Below are 20,848 nucleotides of genomic sequence, written 5' to 3'. Positions count from 1 at the left end.
CGTGCTCCGCCCCAACGCCGTCAAGGCGAAACTCGCCGCCGGAACCTCCGTCTACGGGCTGTTCTGCTCCATCCCCGACCCCACTGTGGTCGAGATGATCGGCTGCGCGGGATACGACTTCGTGATCCTCGACAGCGAACACGCCCTCGTCGACCCACAGCAGCTGGAACACCTGATCAGGGCGGCCGAGGCCGTCGACCTCACCCCTTTCGTCCGCGTCCCCGAAGCCGCGCCGGGCCTCATCCTCAAAGCACTCGACGCCGGAGCCATGGGCATCGTCGTCCCGCACGTGCGTACCCGAGCCGACGCCGACGCCGCGATCCGCGCCGCCAAGTACGCCCCTGAGGGCATGCGCAGCCTGAACGGCGGCCGCGTACCGGGCTTCGGGCGGATCAACCTGGCCGGCTATCTCGGCAAGGCCAACGAGGAAACGATGGTCGTCGGCATGATCGAGGACGCCGAAGGCGTCGACAACCTCCCCGAAATCCTCACCAGCGGCCTCGACCTCATTCTGGAAGGTGCGGCCGACCTCTCCCAGTCGTACGGGGTGCCCTGGCAGACGCGGCATCCGACGGTGCGCGAAGCCGTCGAGAAGATCCACGCCGCCTGCGACGAGGCCGGCGTCCCCTTCTGCGCCATACCGCGGGCCGAGGAAGACCACACGGCATGGTCGCGCGCGGGCGTCCGTGCGTTCGTTCTGGGAGAGGAGCGGGGTCTGGCCTTCCGGGCACTGTCCGCCCACCTTGAGGAGCACCGCACCGCCGCGACCCAATGGGAGAACTCCCGATGATCCTTCCCGACTCTGTCGTACGGCTGGCCAAGGAGAGCGGCACACGCCCCGAACCTGTCTGCTTCTTCGCATACGACCTGGACGCCCTGCGCGCCCACGTCACCCGGTTGACGGCGCTCTTGCCCGACCGCTGCCACATGTTCTACGCGATGAAAGCCAACAGCCAGGCCCCCGTGCTGGAGGCACTGGCACCACTGGTGGCGGGCTTCGAAGTGGCTTCAGGTGGCGAGGTGGCCAAGGCACGGGCCGTCGACAGCGACATCCCTGTCATCTTCGGCGGCCCGGCCAAGACCGAACAGGAGATCGCGCAGGCCCTCGATGCGGGCGTGACACGACTGCACGTGGAGAGCGAACTCGAACTGCACCGCGTTTCCGCGATCGCCACGGAGAAGGGCCGCGACTGCGACATCCTGCTCAGGGTCAACCTACGCGGCCCGTTCCCCTCCGCGACCTTGGCGATGGCCGGCAGGCCCACCCAGTTCGGTATCGACGAATCCGCTCTGCCCTCCGCGGTCAAGCTCGCCAAGGACGCCCCCGGCATCCGTCTGATCGGATTCCACCTCCACTCGCTCTCCAACAGCCTCTCCTCACCAGCACATTTGGAGATGCTCGACCTCTACCGACGCAAGGTCGAGGGGTGGGAACGCGAGTTCGACATCACGTGCGAGGTCCTCAACGTAGGCGGCGGCATCGGTATCAACTATGGCGACCTGGATGCCCAGTTCGAATGGGAACAGTTCACCGAGGGCCTCGGCGCCCTGGTGGCGGACACCTTCCCCGAGCACTGGCGAGAGATCGACTTCGAGTGCGGTCGCTTCCTGACCGCTGCGTGCGGCTACTACGCCACCGAGATCCTCGACGTGAAGACCAACCATCAGACCACATACCTGATCGTGCGCGGAGGCACGCACCAGTTCCGGCTTCCCTCTTCCTGGCAGCACAGCCATCCCTTCACCCTGGTCGAGACCGACTCGTGGCACCTGCCCACCCCACGCCCCGAGACCTACCGTGAGCCCGTCACCGTCGTCGGGGAGCTGTGCACACCCAAGGACGTCCTGGCCCGCGACGTACCCGTAGAACGAGCCCGCCCCGGAGACGTCCTGGTCTTCACCCACGCCGGTGCCTACGGCTGGGAGATCTCCCACCACGACTTCCTCAGCCACCCTCACCCCGAACACCACTACCTGCCCTGACCGATCACCGCCCCCTGGGCGGTCAGCCCTTCCCATCCAGCAGGACTTCAGGAGATTCCCGTGGATTTCGAGCAGTACCCCGACAGCACGTTCCGCTACCTGACCCGAGCTGATGTCATCGAAGCCGCCCGAAACGTCGACATCGTCGAGGCGGTCTCGGACGCGCTCGTCCTGCACAGCGAGGGCCAGTCGATCCTCCCCGAGGAGGCTTACCTCGGCTGGACCACGCCCGAGGGCGCATCCGCCCGCTGCCTGGCCATGCCCGGGGCACTGACCACCGACACGCGCTCGATCATCGGCCTGAAGACGATCAACGCAAGTCTCGCCAACCCCGACCGCGGCATACCCCGCTCGCAGGGCTTCACCCTGCTCCTGGACCAGGAGACCGCACGGCCCGTCGCTCTCATGGAAGCCGCCTACATCAGCGCCATGCGCACCGCGGCGGTCACCGCCCTCGCCGCACGGCACCTCGCATGCGAAGCCCCGCGCGCCGTGGCGTTCCTCGGCTGCGGAACCCTGGCACAAGCCCACGCCTCTCTGCTCCTGAACACCCTCCCCACACTCAACGAGGTCGTCGCCTACGACATCTCGCCGGGCCGCGCCCAGAGTTTCCTGGACTTCGTCAAGAAGCTCCCGGGTGGAGAGCGGGTCACCGCGAAGGCCGTGGATGGTGCCCGGGGCTGCGTGGCCGGAGCGGACCTGGTCGTCCCCGTGACCACCGTCACGCAGGGATACATCGAGCCTGACTGGCTCAAGCCCGGGACCCTGGTCGCGCACGTCTCCCTGGATGACCTCACCGAGGCAGCCGTACTGGACGCCGACCTCGTCGTGGTGGACGACTGGGGACTCGTGCGCGACGACCCGCGACGTCTGCTCGGCCGGATGCACCGAGCCGGCACCCTTCTGGGCCCCGACGGCGAACCGAGGACGGGAGTCAGCCCACAAGCACGCACCAAGCAGGTCGACGCCACCCTGGGTGACATCGTGATCGGGCGCCACCCTGGGCGCCGCAGCGAAGCCGACATCGTCATCAGCAACCCGTTCGGCATGTCGATCCTCGACGTCGCTGTAGCCGATCGGGTCAACTCCGAGGCCGAATCCCGCGGGATCGGCGACCTGCTGAATCTCTAGCCTCGAACTCTCGTGACGGCTCATCAGGTCAACTGGAGGGCCGTTTCGCTTTGTTGCTCGTGGCCCTGTGACCTTCCAGTCCCTACAGTGCTTCGACTGCGCTCAGAACATCGGGGTCGGTCTGCTGCGCGGTCTCGACTCGTGCAGCCCGTACGCCGGCGCGAGAGCCGCCAGCGCCGCGACGACCAGCGTCCCCGCCAAGGAGATGACACCGGCGCACCGGACACCTCCGCGTGGGGCCGCAGGCTCCGGCAGCAGCAGGGCCTGGACACGTTGCGGCACGGGCCCGCTCGATACCCACCACGGTCGGCAACTGCGGGGAGTGACGCTCCGCGATCCGGGCCGGACGGCCTTCCAGGTCCTGGATCTGCTCGGTGAGCTGCCCGATGCGCCGGGCCAGCACAGCGTCATACGGGTGGCCTGCAACACTGTCTCCCCGCCGTCCACGTCCTCGTCTCTGGAGTCGTCGGCAAGCCGTGCGCAGGTGCGGAAGAGTTCCGCATTGCCCAGACCGGCCAGTTTTTCCCGCAGGCTCGGGTCGGCAATCACGAGGACAGCCTTGAGCTGGTTGATCGCCTGGGTGCGGGCCTTGACGGCCGAGACCTTGGCGAGCTTGTACATCCGGGCCATCTGCACCGGACCGTTACCCGACTTGGCCTGCGCGCGCGTCCGCCCCCTCAGCACTGACCGGGCCGCGTTCTGAGCATCAAGCAGATCCGATTTCCCACGCCTGCGACGGTCAGTTCGATCGGGTCGATTCACGTCGAACACTTCCACGCGCTGGCTCTGTGTAGGTGAGGATGCCCATGCCGTGGCGGCGCACGGTGGGGAGCACGTCCTCCTCGATGCCACGGACCAGGATCGAGTACGGCGGCTGCTCGGTCACGAACCGCTCCAGGTGCCGCTCCCGCGAGGTCCACTGAGCCTCGACGATCTGGGAGCCGGAGTAGGACGAGGAGCCGATGTAGCGGACCTTGCCCTGGTGCACGAGGTCGGTGAGGGCGCCGAGGGTCTCGGCCACGTCCGTGTCCGGGCTGGGGCGGTGTACCTGGTAGAGGTCGATGTGATCGGTGTCCAGGCGCCGCAGGGAGTTCTCGACCTCTCGGATGATCCATCGCCGCGACCCGCCTCGCTGGTTGGGGTCGTCCTGGTCCATCGGCATGAAGAACTTGGTCGCCAGGAACACGTCCTCGCGGCGGTCCTTGAGCGCCTTGCCGACGATCTCCTCCGAGACGCCGGCGGAGTACACGTCCGCGGTGTCGACGAAGTTGATGCCTGCGTCGAGGGCACGGTGGATGATCCGCACCGAGTCTGCTTCGTCCTCGTTGCCCCAGGGGCCGAACATCATCGCACCCAGGCACAGCGGGCTGACCTGGACGCCGGTGCGGCCGAGCGGTCGGTACTGCATGAAACGGTTCTCCTCGATCAGTGGTGGTCACTTCCGGGCGGGGCCGACAGTGCCGGTGCTCGCCCAGCTGGCGAGCAGGCCGAGGGCCTCTTGTTCCCGCGAGTCCGGTTCGGAGGTGTAGAAGTTGAGACGCAGGCCGGGATCGGCCGGCAGGTCCATCGCCTCGTAGGGCAGTGCGAGATCGCCGACCAGCGGGTGGTGAAGGTTTTTGACGCCGGAGCGGTGGAACTTCACGTCGTGGCGGGCCCACCGGCGGGCGAAGTCGTCGCTCTTGGTCGTCAGCTCTCCGATCAGGTCGGTGAGCGCCTTGTCGTGGGGCGCCCGGCCCGTCTCGGTGCGCAGGAAGGCGACCGCGTCGTTGGCGCCCTTTTCCCAATCCGTCCAGAACTCCTGGCTGGCGGGGTCCAGGAACATGAAACGGGCGCTGTTGACCGGCCCGCGCCGGGCGAACAGCGGCGAGTCGAAAACCGGTGCGTACAGCGCCCGCCCCAGCGTGTTGGCGGCAAGGATGTCGAAGCGCGCGTTGCGCACGTAAGCCGGCACATCGGTCATCGAGTCGAGCAGCCGCAGGATCGTGGGCCGCACCCGCGACGCGGTCACCGCGGGCCGTCGGCCCGACGGCGTCGCTGCCCGGGCCAGGTCGTAGAGGTGGGTGCGTTCGGCCTCGTCGAGCTGCAATGCGTGCGCGAGGGCATCGAGCACCGAGTCCGAGGCGCCGGTGAGATTCCCGCGCTCAAGCCGGATGTAGTAGTCCACGCTCATGCCCGCGAGCAGGGCGACCTCCTCGCGGCGAAGGCCGGCGACACGGCGGTTCCCGCCGTAGACCGGCAGCCCGGCCTGCTCCGGGGTGATCCGAGCCCGCCGGGTGCTCAGGAACTCGCGGACCTCCGCGGCCAGAGCCTTCCTGTCACTGTCAGCCATGCTCAGGCCCCGGGGCTTCTTCGGTGGCGGCGAGGGCGGACATGCGGTGGCTCCTTCTGATCGTCGTCAATCCTGTGCCGGTCTCCTCACGGTAGATCCGTCGGCGAGTGCCTGCGAGGTACTGCCATTACCTGGAAGAGCAGTGACTCCCACCCGCGCACCGAGGCGCGGTTCTCTGGAAAAGGCCCAGGACCCGGCCGACCACAACCGGGCCCGAACAGAGACCGACCTGAAGGAGCACCGTGCGCGCAGCGCCTTTTCGGCCTCGTCGTCGGAGGGCTGGTCACCGACCTAATCTCATGGCGGACCGAGTTCTTCCTCAACGTCCCGATCGGCGCCGTGATGATGGTGCTCGCGGTGCGGTTCCTGCCCGAGACCACCCGGCAGCGGGGCCGCTTCGACGTGGCCGGCGCGCTGCTGGCGACGCTGGGCTCCACCTCTCTGGTGCTGGGCATCGTCGATGCGTCCAACCTCGGCTGGGCCGCCCCGGCCACCCTGATTCCGCTGGTGGCGGGTGCAGGGATGCTGGGGCTGTTCGTCCGGGTGGAGCGGTCGGCCGCGTAGCCGATCCTGCCGCTGCGGCTGCTCGCCGGCCGGGAGCGCACCGGCGCCTACGTCACCCGGATGCTCCACATGGGCGCGATGATCGGGTTCTTCTTCACAGCGCAGCTCGTGCAGAGCGTCTACCACTGGACGCCGCTGCAGGCCGGGCACGCCTTCCTGCCGATGACGCTGGTCAACTTCGTCCTCGCCGTCCAGGTGCCGCGGTTGCCGGAGCGGGCGAGCAGGCCGACAGTGCTGCTCACCGGAGTCGCCCTGACCACAGCGGGCATGGTGTGGTTCAGCCGCTTCGACCTGCACACTCCCTACCTGACGGGGTTGGCTTTGCCCATGGTGTTCATCGGCGCCGACCAAGGTCTGGTCCTGGCCCCGCTGACCTCCAGCGGCGTCGACGGCGTCGCCCCCGCGGACGCGGGCGCCGCCTCGCGCCTGGTCAACACCGTCCACCAGATCGGCAGCGCCCTGAGCCTGAGCATCCTGACCGCCGTGGCCACCACACTCTCCACCAGCCATGGGGCCGCCGACATCGCGGCCCGTTCGGGCGCGGCGCTGACCGGCTCCGCCGTCCTGCTCACCCTGGCCGTCCTGACCCTCATCGTGCCCTCACCGGCCACCCGCACCGAAAGGTTCCTGTGATGCAGACCCTCACCCTCAACAACGGCGTCCAGATGCCCGCCCTCGGACTCGGTGTCTTCCAGACCCCGCCGGACGAGACCCGGGCAGCCGTCACGGCCGCGCTCGAACTCGGCTACCGGCACATCGACACCGCCGCCGCGTACGGCAACGAACGCGAGGTCGGCCAGGCCCTCCGCGACTCCGGAGTGCCCCGCGACGACATCTTCATCGAGACGAAGATCTGGATCAGCGACTACGGCTACCACGAGACCCTGCACGGCTTCGACAAGAGCGCCGCGAAGCTAGGCCTGGACCAGATCGACCTGCTCATCCTGCACCAGGCCCTCCCGTCGGACTTCGACAAGACCCTCGCCGCCTACCGCGCCCTGGAGAAGCTCCTTGCCGACGGCAAGGTCCGGGCCATCGGCGTCAGCAACTTCATGGTCGCCCACCTGACCGCGCTGCTCGACGCCACCAACGTCGTCCCGGCCGTCAACCAGTTGGAGATCCACCCGTACTTCCAGCAGCGCGCCGTCCTCGACCTCGACGACGAGCACGGCATCCTCAACCAGGCGTGGTCCCCCATCGGCGGTATCACCTTCTACCCGGGCTACGGCGAGGGCCGCAGGAGTGTCCTTGAGGACCCGGTCGTCACCGCGATCGCCGAGGCGCACGGCAAGAGCCCCGCCCAGGTGCTGCTGCGCTGGGGCATCCAGCAGGGCCGCTCGGTGATCCCCAAGTCGACGAAGCGCCACCGGATCGCGGAGAACTTCGACGTCTTCGACTTCGAGCTCACCGCGGACGAGCTGGGTGCCCTCGACGCCCTGGAGACCGGCCGCCGCGGCGGCCCCGAGCCGGAGGCCGTCACCCTCGCGGACTACGGCCGCGCCATCCCCGAAGCCTGAACCTCCCCCTGTCCACTTGAAGGAACCATCATGCCCACCAGCGTCAACGCGTTCGGCGCCCACGAAGCAGGCAAGCCGCTCACCGCCCTGACCATCGAGCGCCGCGACGTCGGCCCGCACGACGTCAGGCTCGACATCCTGTACTGCGGCATCTGCCACTCCGACATCAACTTCGTCGGCGGCGGGTTCGGCCCGCTGCCGGGCCGGTCGCCGATCTGAAGGCGTGACGCACGCCCGCGCGTCGCAGACCCCCGTCCCGGCTCCAAGCCGGCGAAACCGATACGGCGCCGGGGACTCATCCCCTCGGCGCCCAGAGGACGCCCACACACCCCCGTCACTGAAGGTGAGAACCATGAGCACCTGGAACGACTCCGACCTGAGAAGGATCGGCGCTGCAGAAGAACCGGACCTCGAGTCCGAGCGCGGCGACGGCACCCTCCGCGCCCCCGTGACCATGTGAGTCGTTCGCGCGGGCGACCAGCTCTACGTCCGCTCGGTCAAGGGCGCCGACGGCCCCTGGTACCGGAGCACACGCTCGCACCACCAGGGACGTGTCGTGGCCGGAGGCGTCCGGGCCGACGTGGCCTTCCGCGACGCCGATCCCGGCGAGTACGCCGACGTGGACGCGGCTTACCGGGAGAAGTACGGCCAGTACACCAGCATCGTCAAGCACGTTCTGACCGACCGGGCCCGCGCCTCCCCTCTGCGTCTCGAACCCCGCTGACCGGCCTGCGGAACACGTCGGTGAACGGCCCGTCCACTCGGCGGACCGGAGCCGCCGGCTCCCCGAGCATCGCTGACGCGACGGACGCCGAGGGCGGCCACGAGTGACCGGGCCCGCCGGAGTCGCCGTCAACGATGTGTCAGGGGCGGCTCTTCGCCGCTGACACCTGTTCGTGCGCGGCTGGCCGGGCGTGGTGGGCCCTTCACCCGGACCGGGTAGCAGCCGACCGTCCTCGTGCTCGCCCTCAACAGCCGAGCGCCTCGTCGGCACGATGCCGGGCGGGGCGACGGCCCGAGCGCAGGCGAAAGCCGATTGGGCCGATCCACGTCGGTACCGTACAGTTCACCGTACCGACGCGGGGTGGAGCAGCTCGGTAGCTCGCTGGGCTCATAACCCAGAGGTCGCAGGTTCAAATCCTGTCCCCGCTACTCAGACGTGAAGGCCCGGTATCCACCGGGCCTTCACTGCGTGTGGGCCGGTTCGGACCTGGTTCTTGGCGAACAGGGCACCGAGGTCACAGAAGGCGTCAACGTACTGAGCTGCACCAAAGCCGTACGCCGCCTCGGCAATCTACCCCCGCTACCCGGGCAGGTCGTTGACTCGGTGCTCGTGATCACCCGGATTTGCTCGGACGGTACTCATGATCAGTCGAGCGCTCCGCTGTGGTCGCACCTGGCCCTCTGGGAGAGTTTGCTGCACCCTGAGCCCGTTGACGTCGGCAGCCCAGGAACGAGGCGACGCCGGCCAAGGAGCGGCCGAAAAGTCAGCGCATGCCTGCTGCGGGAACTGCTCGGATGTCCTCAGCTCATCAACTCGGGCGTGAAGTAGTCACGCAATCGAGCGATCTTCCCGGCGCGGATGCGAAAGATCTGTACCGGTTTCCCGGAACGATCACGCTCCGCCGGATCGGCTCCTCCAGTCGCCGCGGCCGGCATGGGCGATCGTCACGCGCCCCAGGAGGATCCGAATCGGCCGGGCCACACAGAGATGCACTGGGCCACCCAGCGCTGACCGGATCAGATCGACACCCGACCGGACGTCTCCCGGTTCCAAGATGCGTGGCCAAGCTCCAACCCACGTGTCACGGCTCAGGAGTACCGCCAACTCAGGCGCTCAGTCCCGCCGACTCGACCGCTCATCCGTCAGCTGGCGTGCTCAGTCACAAGTCGAAGACGGCGAACCCGGTGCACAGCAAGACCATGTCGAGCCATATTCGCAGGTCAGTAAGCTGCTGCCGTTGTACCACCAGGAGACACAGCACCGCCAAATCATGCCGAACTAGACCTCTCGGACGGCGCTCGATGCGACCGCCTCGAGAGGCAGAGTCACCGCTTCTGTAAGCGGGCATGGTGGCCGAGCGCATGTCCAGCCTCCGAACTGTGTTGCCCCACCACATGTGCGCCTGACATGCGGGTTTCTACGGTGTGCCGACATCCACCCGTCCCCACTGCACACGAGGAAGTGGCGCACATGGCCTCAGCATCATCCGCTCCCCCACCAGCGGCCAACCTCAAGCGCATTGTCACCGCCAGTCTCATCGGCACCACCATCGAGTGGTACGACTTCTTCCTCTACGGTTCCGCCGCCGCGCTCGTCTTCAACAAGCTCTTCTTCCCGGACTCCGACCCGCTGGTGGGCACCCTGTTGTCGTTCCTCACCTATGCGGTGGGCTTCGCGGCCCGGCCGCTGGGTGCCCTGGTGTTCGGGCACTACGGTGACCGGCTCGGCCGCAAGAAGCTGCTGGTACTGAGCCTGCTGCTGATGGGAGGGGCGACCTTCGCGATCGGCCTGCTGCCCACGCACGCCACGATCGGGACGGCGGCGCCCGTGCTGCTGACCGTGCTGCGGCTCGTGCAGGGCTTCGCGCTCGGTGGCGAGTGGGGCGGTGCCGTCCTGCTCGTGTCGGAGCACGGGGACGCGCGACGCCGGGGGTTCTGGGCCTCGTGGCCGCAGACCGGGGCGCCCGCCGGACAACTCCTCGCGACCGGTGTGCTCTCGCTGCTGACGGCCGTGTTGTCGGACGCGGCCTTCACGTCCTGGGGCTGGCGGGTCCCGTTCCTGCTCTCGGGCGTCCTGGTGATCGTCGGTCTGTGGATTCGGCTGTCCGTCGATGAATCGCCCGTCTTCAAGCAGGCCCTGGCACAGGCCGAGGCCCGGAAGGCGGACGCGGCCACCGAGAAGCTCCCGTTGGTCGCCGTGCTGCGGCACCACTGGCGGGACGTGCTGGTCGCCATGGGCGCGCGCATGGCCGAGAACATCAGCTACTACGTGATCACTGCCTTCATCCTCGTGTACGCCACCACGTCGGCCGGGGTCTCCAAGCAGACGGCGCTCAACTCGGTCCTCATCGCGTCCGCCGTGCACTTCGCCGTCATCCCGCTCTGGGGTGCGCTGTCCGACCGGGTCGGCCGACGGCCCGTGTACCTGCTGGGCGCGGCCGGGGTCGGCCTGTGGATGTTCCCGTTCTTCTCGCTCATCGACACGGGCGGTTTCGGCAACCTGATCGTCGCCGTGACCGTGGGCCTCGTCCTGCACGGCGCGATGTACGCCCCGCAGGCGGCCTTCTTCTCCGAGATGTTCGCGACGAGGATGCGCTACTCGGGCGCCTCCATCGGTGCCCAGTTCGCGTCCGTCGCGGCGGGCGCACCCGCCCCGCTCATCGCGACCGCGCTGCTGGCCGACTACGGCAGCTCGACCCCGATCGCCCTGTACGTGATCGCTGCGGCCGTGCTGACCCTCATCGCGGTGGGCGTCGCGAAGGAGACACGCCACCGCGACCTGGCCGACGTCACGACTACGGCCGACGCGGAGCCGCCCGCACCCCGGGGCGCGGACGCCCGTACCACCTGAACCGGGTGGCACGGGCTGCCCCGCTCAGCGTGGGGCGGGCGACGACAACCGCCGTAGCCGCAGGGCCAGTTGGACCTCCAGTACGCGGTCGGGGCGCTGCCAGTCCTCACCGAGCAGCCGCCCCACCCGCTCCAGCCGCTGGGCGACGGTGTTCACGTGCACGTGCAGGGCGTCCTTCGTACGGACCGGGCTCATGCCGCAGGCGAAGTACGCGTCGAGGGTGCGCAGCAGATCCGTACCGCGCCGTTCGTCGTAGGTGACGACCTCGCCGATCGTGCGCTCCACGAACCCGGGGATGTCCCGGTCCCCGGCGAGCAGCAGCCCGAGGAACCCGAAGTCCTGGGCGGCGGCGCCGTCTCCCGTCCGGCCGAGCAGTCGCAGGGCCTCCAGGCACCGCAGTCCTTCGGCGTAGGCGGCGGCCACGGCGTCCGGGCGGGCGGCGAGGTTCTCGACGGGGGCGGAGGCGCCGACGGTGACCGCCTCGTGGACGGCCGTGCCGAGGTGGACTGCCGTACGGCGGGCCAGCTCCGTGGCCGTGTCGCCCTCGTCGAGGGGCAGCAGCAGGACGGTGCCGCCGTCGCGGGCCGAGGCGAGTCCGTGCCGTGTGGCTCCGAGGTGGGACGCCGCGGACCACAGGCGTCGGCGGGCCGCGGCCTCCTCGTCCGCGTCGGCCGCCGGGCCGTCGAGGCGGGCGGCCAGCACCACATGGGTGGCGTCGAGGTCGGCCTCCAACCGGGCCGCCCGCTCGCGCAACAGCCGCGGGTCGCGGTCGCGTGCGTCGAGCAGGTCGTCCAACAGCTCGCCCCGGACGCGCTGTTCGGCCTCGGAAGCCGAGCGTCTGGCGAGCAGCAGGAGCGAGGTGACCATGGCGGCGCGCTCCAGCGTGCGCTGGTCGACGGGGTCGAGACCCGGATGTCCGCGCAGCACCAGCGCGCCGAGCAGCTCACCGCCGCCCGTCACGGCGGCGATCCAGTCGTCCCCGTGCCGTACCGCGTGGCCCTCGGCGCGGGACGTCTCCAGGGCCGCACCGGGTGCGGCACCCTCCTCGGCGAACTCCACGGTGCCGCCGAGGACCCGGGAGACGGCCGCGGCCACGTCGTGGACCCCTCCGCCGCGCAGCACGAGCTCGGCGAGGCGGTCGTGGACCTCCGAGGCGCGTTCGATGACTCCGCTGCGGTCCCGGATGATCTCGTTGGCCCGCTCCAGGTCGGCGAGGGCCGAGCGGGTCTCGGTGAGCAGGTTCGCGGTGTCGATGGCAGCCGCCGCGAGGGCGGCGAACGAACCCAGCAGGGCGATCTGTTCCCGCTCGAAGACCCGCTGACGCCGGTCGGCGGCGAACAGCACCCCGATGACATGGGGCCCGAGCATGAGGGGCACTCCGAGGATGGCCACCAGCCCCTCGTCCCGTACACCGGCGTCGATGGTCCGGGTGTGCTGGAAGCGCTCGTCCTTGAAGTAGTCCTCGGTGACATAGGGACGGGCGGTCTGGGCGACGAGCCCGCCGAGGCCCTCCCCCATGCCGAGCCGCAGCTGCTGGAAGCGCGCCGCGACCGACCCCTCGGTGACGCGCATGTAGGTGTCGCCCTGGTCCGGGTCGTTCAGACTGAGGTACGCGACATCCGTGCCCAGCAGTGAGCGGGCGCGCTGGACGATGGCCCGCAGCACGGAGCCGAGGTCCCTCAGTCCCGCCAGGTCATGCGCGGTCTCGAAGAGCGCGGACAGCTCGGCCTCGCGGCGGCGCCGCCCCTCCATCTCCGACCGCACGCGCAGCGCCAACCGCTGGGCGTGTTCGAGCGCGGCGACACGCTCGGGCGGCCGGCCCTCGGCGCGGGAGAGGAGCACCGGCTGCTCGTAGGCGTCGACGGACGCGCCCCTGGCCAGGAGCTCCAGGAACGGTGTCTCGACGCTGTCGGGGGACTGGTCGTGATCGCGGGACATGGACACAGGATTACTCATCGCACGGACACGCCCGCCAGGCCTGTGGACAACTCGGCCCGGCCCGCCGGGCGCATGACTGTGGACAACCCGGAACTCCCTGGTCAGTGCGCGGTCCAGCCGCCGTCCAGTACCAGGGACGTGCCCGTCACGAAGGACGCCTGCGGGGCGCACAGATACGCCACCGCCTCCGCCACCTCGTGCGGCTCGATGAGCCGCTTGACCGCGCTGTCCGTCAGCAGCACCTCGGTCAGCACCCGCTCCTCGGGGATACCGTGCGCCCGCGCCTGGTCGGCGAGCTGTTGTTCGACCAGGGGGGTACGCACATAGGCGGGTGCCACACAGTTCGAGGTCACACCGTGGGGTGCGCCTTCCAGCGCCACGGTCTTCGAAAGTCCTTCGAGGCCGTGCTTGGCGGTCACGTACGCCGACTTGAACGCGGAGGCGCGCAGCCCGTGAACCGACGACACGTTGACGATACGGCCCCACTTCTGCCCGTACATGTGGGGCAGCGCCCCGCGGATGAGCCGGAAGGGTGCCTCCACCATCACGGTCAGCACGGTGTGGAAGACGTCGGGCGGAAACTCCTCGATGGGGCGGACGAGTTGGAGCCCGGCGTTGTTGACGAGGACATCGGTCCCCGCGGCGGCGTGTTCGGCCGCGTCGAGGTCGGTGAGGTCGAGAACGTGCGGTTCGACGGAGCCCGTGAGGCCACGGGCCCGGTCGGCGAGTGCGGCCAGGCCCTCGGCGTCCCGGTCGACGGCCCGCACTTCGGCTCCGGCGGCGGCGAGCCGCAGCGCGCAGGCCTGGCCGATGCCTCCCGCGGCACCGGTGACGAGGGCGGTACGGCCGCCGAGGTCGAGTGAGGTGGTGTGGGGACCCGGAGGGGCGAGGTGCGCGGTCATGCCGGGACACTAGGCGCCGCTCACGCCCCGACCGATATGGTCAGCCCCCACACTTCTCCCTCAGGTCATAGGGTCGAACCACGTGGGGCCATCGGACATGGCCTGCTTGATCCGGTGCAGCGCGAACTCGTTCAGCTCCGGCAGCGCGGCCACCTCGAACCAGCCGACTTCGAGCGACTCGTCGTCGTTGACACACGCCTCCCCGCCGACGGCCCGGCATCGGAACGTGGTGTCCATGTACTGGCAGACGTCCTCGTTGTCGTACCGCACGGGGCCCAGGGCCTGGACGACGACGACCCGCTCGGCCACGCACTGCACCCCGGTCTCCTCGAAGACCTCCCGCACGGCGCAGGCCGCCGGCTGCTCCCCGGGGTCCGGGATGCCTCCGATCACCGCCCACTTGCCCGTGTCCGACCTGCGGTTCAGCAGCACTCTGCCCTCGTCGTCGAAGACGATGGCGGTGACTCCGGGGAGCCAGAGCAGCTGGTGGCCGACGGAGGTCCGCAGTTCGCGGATGAAGTCAGGAGTAGGCATGAGGTGACCCTAACGGCCCGGTGGGCAGCCTCCTGACGGATTCGGCCGCGCACGACCGGCGTACGGCTACACGCCACCGGCGCGCCGCTGGCGCACTCCCGTCACGACGGCCCATCCGAGCCCACCAGTCGCGATGAGCACCAGGAGCATCTCCGGCAGCACCCCGAGACGGGTCGCGGGAGTCTCGGAGGAGCGCAGGGGCACCTTCTGGACCAGCGAGTCCGCGACGAACATGCCCGTCTTCTGTGTGATCTCCCCGTCCGGCATGATCACGGCACTGACTCCGCTGGTCACCGGAACGGTGACCGTGCGGCTGTGCTCGACGGCGCGGATACGGGACATGGCGAGCTGCTGGTAGGTCATCTCGCTGCGGTCGAACGTGGCGTTGTTGCTCGGCACCGAGATCATCTGCGCGCCGTCCGTGACCTCGGAGCGCACGGCCCAGTCGAAGGCCGCCTCGTAGCAGGTGACGAGGCCGACCTTGGTGCCGTCCATGGTGAACACGCCCGGCTCGCTGCCCCGGCTGAAGTCCTGGCGGACCATGGACGTCCACTCGCTGTTGATGGCGCCAATCAGCGACCGCAGCGGGAGGTACTCGCCGAAGGGCTGTATCTGCCGCTTGTCGTAGGTATCGGTCGGGCCCTTGCTCGGGTCCCACAGGATCTGCTCGTTGTAGAGCTTGCCGTCCTTCACGACCACCCCGCCGACCGAGATGGGGGCGCCGATCACCTGGGCGGCACCGTCGATGACGGCGTACGCGTCGGGGTTCCTGAAGGGGTCGATGTCGGAGGAGTTCTCCGGCCACAGGACGAAGTCCGGCCGGGGGACCTTGCCCGCCCTGATCTCGGCGGCCAGCCGCTCGGTCTCACGCACGTGGTAGTCGAGCACGGCCCGCCGCTGGGAGTTGAAGTCGAGCCCCGCGCGCGGGACGTTGCCCTGGATGACGGCAACGGTCGCTGTGCCGTCCTCGGCCGTGTCGCTCACCAGGGAGCGGGCCCCGAGGGCCCCCACCACGGGCACGGCCACGCTCAGCAACGCCACCGACGCGGCCGCGCGCCGTACGGCATGGGTGCGGCGCGCCTCGACGGCCAGGCGCGCGAGTTCGTACAGCCCGAAGCCGCACAGGACGACCGCGAAGCCGAGCACCGGAGTACCGCCCAGCGCGGCGAGCGGCAGGAACACGCCGTCCGCCTGCCCAAAGGCGATCTTGCCCCAGGGGAAGCCGCCGAACGGTACGCGCGCGCGTGCCGCCTCACCCGCGATCCAGAGGGCCGCCGCCCACACCGGTGCCCCGGGCAGCCTCGACGCGACGGCGATTCCCACGCCGACGAGCCCGACGAACACCGCCTCGATCACGACGAGCGCCAGCCACGGACCGGGGCCGACCTCCACACCGGTCCACACGAGCAGGGGCAGCAGGAACCCGAGCCCGAAGAGATAGCCGAGCCCGAAGCCGGATTTCCAGGTGCGTCCGCGCAGAACCCAGCCGAAGACCGCGAACGCGGGCAGGGCCAGCCACCACAGGCTGCGCGGGGGAAAGCTGACGTACAGCAGCACTCCGGAGAGCGCCGCCGCGACGGCGGGAAGGAGCCTGCGCGCCAGTCCGGCCACCCGAGATGCAAGCGTGGACTGGGGGTCGAGCTGTTCCGGCTCGCCCACGGATGTTGCTGTGGCGGTCACTCGGGGAGTCTACGGCGCACGACCGGGCCGCGGACAGCGTGGTCCGCCCGGCCGGGCCAGGCACCACCCACGCGTCTGCCGTGATACTCCTGCCCAACACATCCACAAACCGGCACATCACCCGTTACGGTGTGCCCGAGCCTCTGACCTGCGGCCGGGTCCGGCCAGGGCGGTCGGGGCCCGTCACAGTCGGGGGGACGACGGGTGGGGTCCACGGGTACGGAGTCCGCGGCCGGTGCGCCGGACGCGGGTGAGAGACGTGACGTCGTGGATGTCACGGGCGTGATCGCGCTCGGTGCGTTCGCGACCTGGTCACTGATCACGGCCACCGTGCACGGCGGCCGCCCGGAGGGCGTGCTGCTGGCGGTGCTGGCCCTGGCCGCGGGGTACGCGGCGGGCCGGATCTCCGGGGCGCTCCTGCCGGTCGCGGCGCCCTGCGCCGCGTCCCTGGCCGCGCTCGCTCTCGCGATCACCGCCCCGCACACCCCGGCCGCCCCGCCGCTGGTCACCCCGCTCGGTCGTACGGGCGTGACCGCCGCGCTGCTGGCCCTGTCGGCGGGTGCTGCGTGCTGTGCGGCCTGGGCAGCCCGTGGCCTGGCGCTGCGGCTGGCACTGTGGGGGCTGGCGGCCGGGATCACGGTGACCGCGGCCGTGCTGGGCTCAACCGCGGGAAGTACGGCCTGTGCCGGAGTGCTGCTGTGGTCGCTCGCCGCGGCCCGGCTGTGCAGCCGCGGCCCGGGGCTCGTGGGGCTCGCGCTGGTCGCGGCCGTGGTGACCGGGACGAGCTGGGCGGTCGCCGGGGGCGTCCTGCCCGGCGGACCGGCCGCATTCCTGGAGGACCGGCTCGGTCCGCACCGGGTGCAGCGGTGGCGTGACGCTCTGGACATGGCCCATCGGGAACCGGTGTTCGGTGTGGGCCCGGGGCACTTCGAGCACCTCAGCCCGACGCTCGCGCGGGCACTGGCACCCGGCGGCAAGCCGCACTCCGCGCCGTTCCAGCTGGCCGCCGAGCAGGGCGTCATCGGCGTGGCGCTGCTGGCCACGGTGTTCTGCTGGGTCCTGTACGCGCTGTGGCGCGCCGCCCGCCCCACGCCTGTCGTCCTTACGGCGGCTGCGTCCCTGACCGCGCTGGCGGCCGTCGCCGCGGTCGGGAACGCGCTGAGCTTCACCGCGGTGACGGCGGGCGCGGGACTGCTCGCGGGGATCGCGACGGCACGGCCGCTCACGGAGGCGGGGACACGGCACGAGGCTGATCCGTCGGCGTCCGGTGATCAGCCGCCGCCCTGACGGCACGTGTCAGCGCGCGGCCCCGGACGGTGCCGGGCGCAGCCGGTCGCGGATGACCCGTACGGCCGACTCGGCGTCGTCCACCGTGATCGTGAACGTGTGGCCGTCCCAGAGGCGCAGCACGAGCCCCTCACCGCGCCGGACGACGACGGCCGTGCCTTTCTGGGGTCGCCAGCGGTAGCCCCAGCCGCCCCAGTGGCGGGGGGTGACCTGCGGCGCGAAGTCGGCGCCTGCCACCTCTGAGAGGGGGATGCGGCGGCGCGGCAGACCGATGTGGCCGCAGCGCACTTCGAGACAGTCCTTGTCGACCTTCACGGCGACGTGCACGAACGCAAGCGTGCCGAACAGCACCAGCAGCCCCGCCGCGATGCAGCCGACGACCGACATGGCGAGCGGAGCGGTGCCCGACGTCCATGCGGAGTCGACGGCCAGCTCGATGCCGAGCGCCATGAAGGCGCATCCGCCGAGTGACAGCAACCACTGGGCGCGGTTGGTCGCGCGCCCGGTCCAGACTTCGGGATGTGCGGAGCCGTGGGTGCCGCTCTGGCCGTGGGGGTGGTCCCTCATGTTTCGAGACTACTCATGTTCCGCTGCGCGGGCACCATGTTGCGGAGCGTCACTGATCCACGCGAGCGGACGGCGCGCGGGCTCACTGTCCGGCAGGGCTCACCGTCCGGCGGGGCTCACGGCCTGAAGGAGGCGGCCCTCCTCGTACGCCAGCGCGGCTGACGGGAGCTGCGCTTCACGTCCGCTGAGGATGACAGTGAGGGTGCCCTCTACGGGTGCTTCCGGCGCGGGCAGCTCGTTGATCCTGCGCAGGGCCTGGGTGGCAACGGCGACGGCCGAGCCATGCAGGACGAGCGGCGGCAGACCCGCTTGCTGCACCGCGGCGCGGATGCGTCCGGCAACGAGTTCGTAATGGGTGCAGCCCAGGACCACGGTCATTACATCGGCCGGGGTGCGCTCCGCGGCGTCAGAGATCGCGGCGTCGATGGCCGCCTCATCCGCGTACTGCACGGCCTCGGCCAGACCTGGGCACGCGACCTCCGTGACGGTCACGCCGTCGGCGAAGTCCCGGATGAGACCTCGCTGATAGGGGCTGCCTGTAGTGGCGGGCGTCGCCCAGATGGCGACGGGACCGCCTCCGGCCGCGGCGGGCTTGATGGCCGGCACGGTGCCGATCACCGGCAGGTCCGGTTCGAGACGGGCTCGCAGGGTGGGCAGGGCGTGCACGGAGGCGGTGTTGCACGCGACGATCAACGCGTCCGGGCGGTGCGCAGTGGCGGCTTCGGCGACTGCTAGAGAGCGGGCCCTGATGTCCTCAGGGGTGCGCGGTCCCCACGGCATGCCGTCGGGGTCCGAGGAGAGGACGAGATCGGCGTCGGGTCGCAGACGGCGTACCGCGGCGGCAGCCGCCAGCAGTCCGATTCCGGTGTCCATGAGCGCGATCTTCACCCGGGCACCATACCGGATCGGCCTCAACGGCCCGGTGCGGTGGGGCAGACTGCGACGCGTGAGTGCCGTCGTGTGGACCGCTGTCGGATCACTGGCCGCCTGGCTGTGGCTGCTCCTCGGTCAGGGCTTCTTCTGGCGTACGGACGTACGCCTGCCGCCGCGCGGGGAGCCGGACGTGTGGCCGTCGGTCTGTGTCGTCGTCCCCGCACGGGACGAGGCGGCCGTACTGCCCGAGAGCCTGCCCTCACTGCTGACGCAGGACTATCCGGGGCACGCGGAGGTCTTCCTCGTCGACGACGGCAGTGCGGACGGCACGGGAGAGCTGGCGCGGGAGCTCGCGCGACAGCACGGCGGGCTGCCGCTGACCGTCTCCTCTCCCGGCGAGCCGCCTGCGGGCTGGACGGGCAAGCTCTGGGCCGTACGACACGGAATCGGGCTGGCACGCGTGCGTGGGCCCGAGTTCCTGTTGCTGACGGACGCGGACATCGCGCACGACCCGGACAGTCTGCGGGAGTTGGTGGCCGCGGCGCGCACCGGCGGCTTCGACCTGGTGTCGCAGATGGCCCGGCTGCGCGTGGAGAGCCTGTGGGAGCGGCTCGTCGTGCCGGCCTTCGTCTACTTCTTCGCGCAGCTCTATCCATTCCGCCGAATCGGCGTGCGGGGCTCGCGGACGGCGGCCGCGGCCGGCGGGTGCGTGCTGCTGCGGACCGACGCCGCCGAGCGCGCCGGAGTCCCGGACTCCGTCCGGCAGGCCGTCATCGACGACGTGGCCCTCGCGAAGGCCGTCAAGGGCGGCGGCGGCCACATCTGGCTGGGGCTGGCGGACCGTGTGGACAGTGTGCGTCCGTATCCACGCTTGTACGACCTGTGGCGCATGGTCTCGCGCAGTGCCTACGCCCAGCTGCGGCACAACCCGCTGCTGTTGCTCGGCACGGTGCTCGGGCTCGCCGTGGTCTATCTGGTGCCGCCGGTGGCGTGCGTCGTGGGTCTCGTCACGGGGAGCGCGGCGGCAGCGGTCGCCGGCGGGCTCGCGTGGCTGCTGATGACGGCTACGTACGTGCCGATGCTCCGCTACTACCGGCAGCCGCTGGGGCTGGCTCCGCTGCTGCCGTTCACCGCGCTGCTGTACCTCTTCATGACGGTCGACTCCGCGGTGCAGCACTACAGGGGGCGAGGCGCAGCCTGGAAAGGACGTACCTACGCGCGGCCCGCTCCTGAGCAGCGGTGAGCCGTCCTGCCCTGGCGTCTCCCGCTCGCGGTCACTTCCGGCCCGGGGTCCAGTTCATGCCCCAGCCGTAGACGTGGTCGACCGTGCGCTGCGGGCTGACCCCGCGCTCGGGGACCAGGTAACGGGCCTCGCGCTGGACGACCAGGTCGCCGTTCTGGTGGATGATCAGGGCGAGCGCGCACACCGTGGAGGGGACCGTGCACTCGTCCAGGGAGAAGTCGACGGCCGCGCCGTGCTGCGGCTGGAGGGTGACCGTGGCGTGCAGGTCGGCGAAGGAGCGGGCGCCTTCGTAGATGGTCACGAAGATGAGGATGCGCCGGAAGGCGTGCTGGTGGTCGAGGTTGATGGTGAGGTTCTCGCCGCTCGCGGCTGCTCCGGTGCGGTCGTCGCCGTCGAGGAGGATGTAGGGCGGCTGGTGCAGCGCGCCGAAGGCGTTGCCAAGTGACTGGATGACGCCCTTGCGGCCGTCGGACAGCTCGTACAGGGCGCACAGGTCGAGGTCGAGGTCCGCGTGCATGGCGACCGGCCGGCCCAGTTTGGCGGCCCACCCGGTGAACTGCTTGCGCACCTGCCAGTTCAGGTTCACGCGCATGGCGCCCGATGTTCCGCCCTGCTTGGTCAGGGAGACCGCCGGGGTCGCCTTCGTCAGGGTGACCTTGGTCAGGCGGACCGGGGTCGGGGGTACGGCGGGCGGCGGAGGGGCGTTCACCGGAGGTGGCACGGTGA

General features: G+C 70.2%; 19 protein-coding genes, 1 tRNA gene and 2 pseudogenes. 12 read left to right on the top strand and 10 right to left on the bottom strand.

Annotation, left to right across the window (positions count from 1 at the left end; all coding sequences use genetic code 11):
* Position 1: 1 nt before the first annotated feature.
* The 3 genes from FPZ41_RS08315 to FPZ41_RS08305 are packed head-to-tail and all read left to right on the top strand — an operon-like array spanning position 2 to position 3,114.
* The gene (locus tag FPZ41_RS08315) at positions 2-790 is read left to right on the top strand and encodes an HpcH/HpaI aldolase family protein (RefSeq protein ID WP_322619962.1); all 789 of its coding nucleotides are present in this window, start codon (positions 2-4) and stop codon (positions 788-790) included.
* Complete coding sequence (locus FPZ41_RS08310; RefSeq protein WP_152860582.1) at positions 787-1,983, top strand: type III PLP-dependent enzyme; 1,197 nt, start codon at positions 787-789, stop codon at positions 1,981-1,983. The genes FPZ41_RS08315 and FPZ41_RS08310 overlap by 4 nt, the downstream gene beginning before the upstream one ends.
* A gap of 60 nt (positions 1,984-2,043) precedes the next feature.
* Entirely contained in the window at positions 2,044-3,114 is a 1,071-nt protein-coding gene (locus FPZ41_RS08305; RefSeq protein WP_322619961.1) for an ornithine cyclodeaminase family protein, read from the top strand.
* Positions 3,115-3,216: 102 nt separating this feature from the next.
* On the opposite strand, the gene FPZ41_RS08300 is transcribed toward FPZ41_RS08305, so the two are convergent.
* The 3 genes and pseudogenes from FPZ41_RS08300 to FPZ41_RS08290 form a co-directional block, all read right to left on the bottom strand.
* Entirely contained in the window at positions 3,217-3,891 is a 675-nt protein-coding gene (locus FPZ41_RS08300) for a hypothetical protein (RefSeq protein ID WP_194236025.1), read from the bottom strand.
* A pseudogene (locus FPZ41_RS08295) lies at positions 3,887-4,522 on the bottom strand (aldo/keto reductase); the annotation flags it as partial. The gene FPZ41_RS08300 and the pseudogene FPZ41_RS08295, both read right to left, overlap by 5 nt.
* A gap of 27 nt (positions 4,523-4,549) precedes the next feature.
* A complete protein-coding gene (locus FPZ41_RS08290; RefSeq protein ID WP_152860580.1) occupies positions 4,550-5,443 on the bottom strand; it encodes a helix-turn-helix transcriptional regulator in 894 nt (297 codons plus the stop codon).
* 339 nt (positions 5,444-5,782) lie between these two features.
* Between FPZ41_RS08290 and FPZ41_RS48055 the strand changes: the two genes are divergently transcribed.
* The 7 genes and pseudogenes from FPZ41_RS48055 (at position 5,783) to FPZ41_RS08255 (ending at position 11,098) form a co-directional block, all read left to right on the top strand.
* Positions 5,783-6,007 carry a hypothetical protein gene (locus FPZ41_RS48055; RefSeq protein ID WP_228022596.1) on the top strand — a complete coding sequence of 75 codons (225 nt, stop codon included), beginning with the start codon at positions 5,783-5,785 and terminating at the stop codon, positions 6,005-6,007.
* A gap of 60 nt (positions 6,008-6,067) precedes the next feature.
* Positions 6,068-6,640 carry an MFS transporter gene (locus FPZ41_RS48050; protein WP_228022595.1) on the top strand — a complete coding sequence of 191 codons (573 nt, stop codon included), beginning with the start codon at positions 6,068-6,070 and terminating at the stop codon, positions 6,638-6,640.
* Positions 6,640-7,524, top strand: coding sequence for an aldo/keto reductase (locus FPZ41_RS08280; protein ID WP_152860579.1), 885 nt, complete (start codon positions 6,640-6,642; stop codon positions 7,522-7,524). Before FPZ41_RS48050 ends, FPZ41_RS08280 begins: the two co-directional genes overlap by 1 nt.
* Before the next feature lie 30 nt (positions 7,525-7,554).
* A complete protein-coding gene (locus FPZ41_RS08275) occupies positions 7,555-7,743 on the top strand; it encodes a hypothetical protein (RefSeq protein ID WP_228022594.1) in 189 nt (62 codons plus the stop codon).
* A 253-nt stretch (positions 7,744-7,996) separates the two neighbouring features.
* Positions 7,997-8,248, top strand: a pseudogene (locus FPZ41_RS08270) (DUF2255 family protein); the annotation flags it as partial.
* Between the two features lie 354 nt (positions 8,249-8,602).
* Positions 8,603-8,676: transfer RNA gene (locus FPZ41_RS08265), tRNA-Met, on the top strand.
* Positions 8,677-9,718: 1,042 nt separating this feature from the next.
* Positions 9,719-11,098, top strand: a complete 1,380-nt coding sequence (locus tag FPZ41_RS08255) for an MFS transporter (RefSeq protein WP_194236024.1) — start codon at positions 9,719-9,721, stop codon at positions 11,096-11,098.
* Positions 11,099-11,122: 24 nt separating this feature from the next.
* On the opposite strand, the gene FPZ41_RS08250 is transcribed toward FPZ41_RS08255, so the two are convergent.
* The 4 genes from FPZ41_RS08250 to lnt form a co-directional block, all read right to left on the bottom strand.
* Positions 11,123-13,036 carry a helix-turn-helix domain-containing protein gene (locus FPZ41_RS08250; protein WP_152860575.1) on the bottom strand — a complete coding sequence of 638 codons (1,914 nt, stop codon included), beginning with the start codon at positions 13,034-13,036 and terminating at the stop codon, positions 11,123-11,125.
* Between the two features lie 101 nt (positions 13,037-13,137).
* Complete coding sequence (locus FPZ41_RS08245; RefSeq protein ID WP_152860573.1) at positions 13,138-13,938, bottom strand: 3-hydroxybutyrate dehydrogenase; 801 nt, start codon at positions 13,936-13,938, stop codon at positions 13,138-13,140.
* 60 nt (positions 13,939-13,998) lie between these two features.
* Positions 13,999-14,472 (bottom strand): NUDIX hydrolase, encoded by a 474-nt coding sequence (locus FPZ41_RS08240; protein ID WP_152860571.1) that lies wholly within the window; start codon positions 14,470-14,472, stop codon positions 13,999-14,001.
* A 66-nt stretch (positions 14,473-14,538) separates the two neighbouring features.
* Positions 14,539-16,152, bottom strand: coding sequence for an apolipoprotein N-acyltransferase (gene lnt / locus FPZ41_RS08235; protein ID WP_322619960.1), 1,614 nt, complete (start codon positions 16,150-16,152; stop codon positions 14,539-14,541).
* A 204-nt stretch (positions 16,153-16,356) separates the two neighbouring features.
* Between lnt and FPZ41_RS08230 the strand changes: the two genes are divergently transcribed.
* Entirely contained in the window at positions 16,357-17,439 is a 1,083-nt protein-coding gene (locus tag FPZ41_RS08230) for an O-antigen ligase family protein (protein ID WP_322619959.1), read from the top strand.
* A gap of 9 nt (positions 17,440-17,448) precedes the next feature.
* Here the strand turns inward: FPZ41_RS08230 and FPZ41_RS08225 are convergent, their stop codons facing one another.
* Both FPZ41_RS08225 and FPZ41_RS08220 read right to left on the bottom strand, forming a co-directional pair.
* Entirely contained in the window at positions 17,449-18,006 is a 558-nt protein-coding gene (locus FPZ41_RS08225; RefSeq protein WP_152860569.1) for a hypothetical protein, read from the bottom strand.
* Between the two features lie 99 nt (positions 18,007-18,105).
* On the bottom strand, positions 18,106-18,894 hold the full coding sequence (locus FPZ41_RS08220) for a glutamate racemase (RefSeq protein WP_322619958.1): 789 nt from the start codon (positions 18,892-18,894) through the stop codon (positions 18,106-18,108).
* Between the two features lie 58 nt (positions 18,895-18,952).
* Here FPZ41_RS08220 and FPZ41_RS08215 point away from each other — a divergent pair, with 58 nt between their 5' ends.
* Complete coding sequence (locus tag FPZ41_RS08215) at positions 18,953-20,122, top strand: glycosyltransferase (RefSeq protein ID WP_322619957.1); 1,170 nt, start codon at positions 18,953-18,955, stop codon at positions 20,120-20,122.
* A 31-nt stretch (positions 20,123-20,153) separates the two neighbouring features.
* Here the strand turns inward: FPZ41_RS08215 and FPZ41_RS08210 are convergent.
* The coding region (locus FPZ41_RS08210; RefSeq protein WP_456154436.1) for a TerD family protein at positions 20,154-20,848 on the bottom strand (695 nt) is incomplete at its 5' end.

It is taken from the genome of Streptomyces acidicola, assembly GCF_009377235.1.
Lineage (GTDB): Bacteria > Actinomycetota > Actinomycetes > Streptomycetales > Streptomycetaceae > Streptomyces > Streptomyces acidicola.
This window is presented reverse-complemented; position numbering and strand designations above follow the sequence as displayed.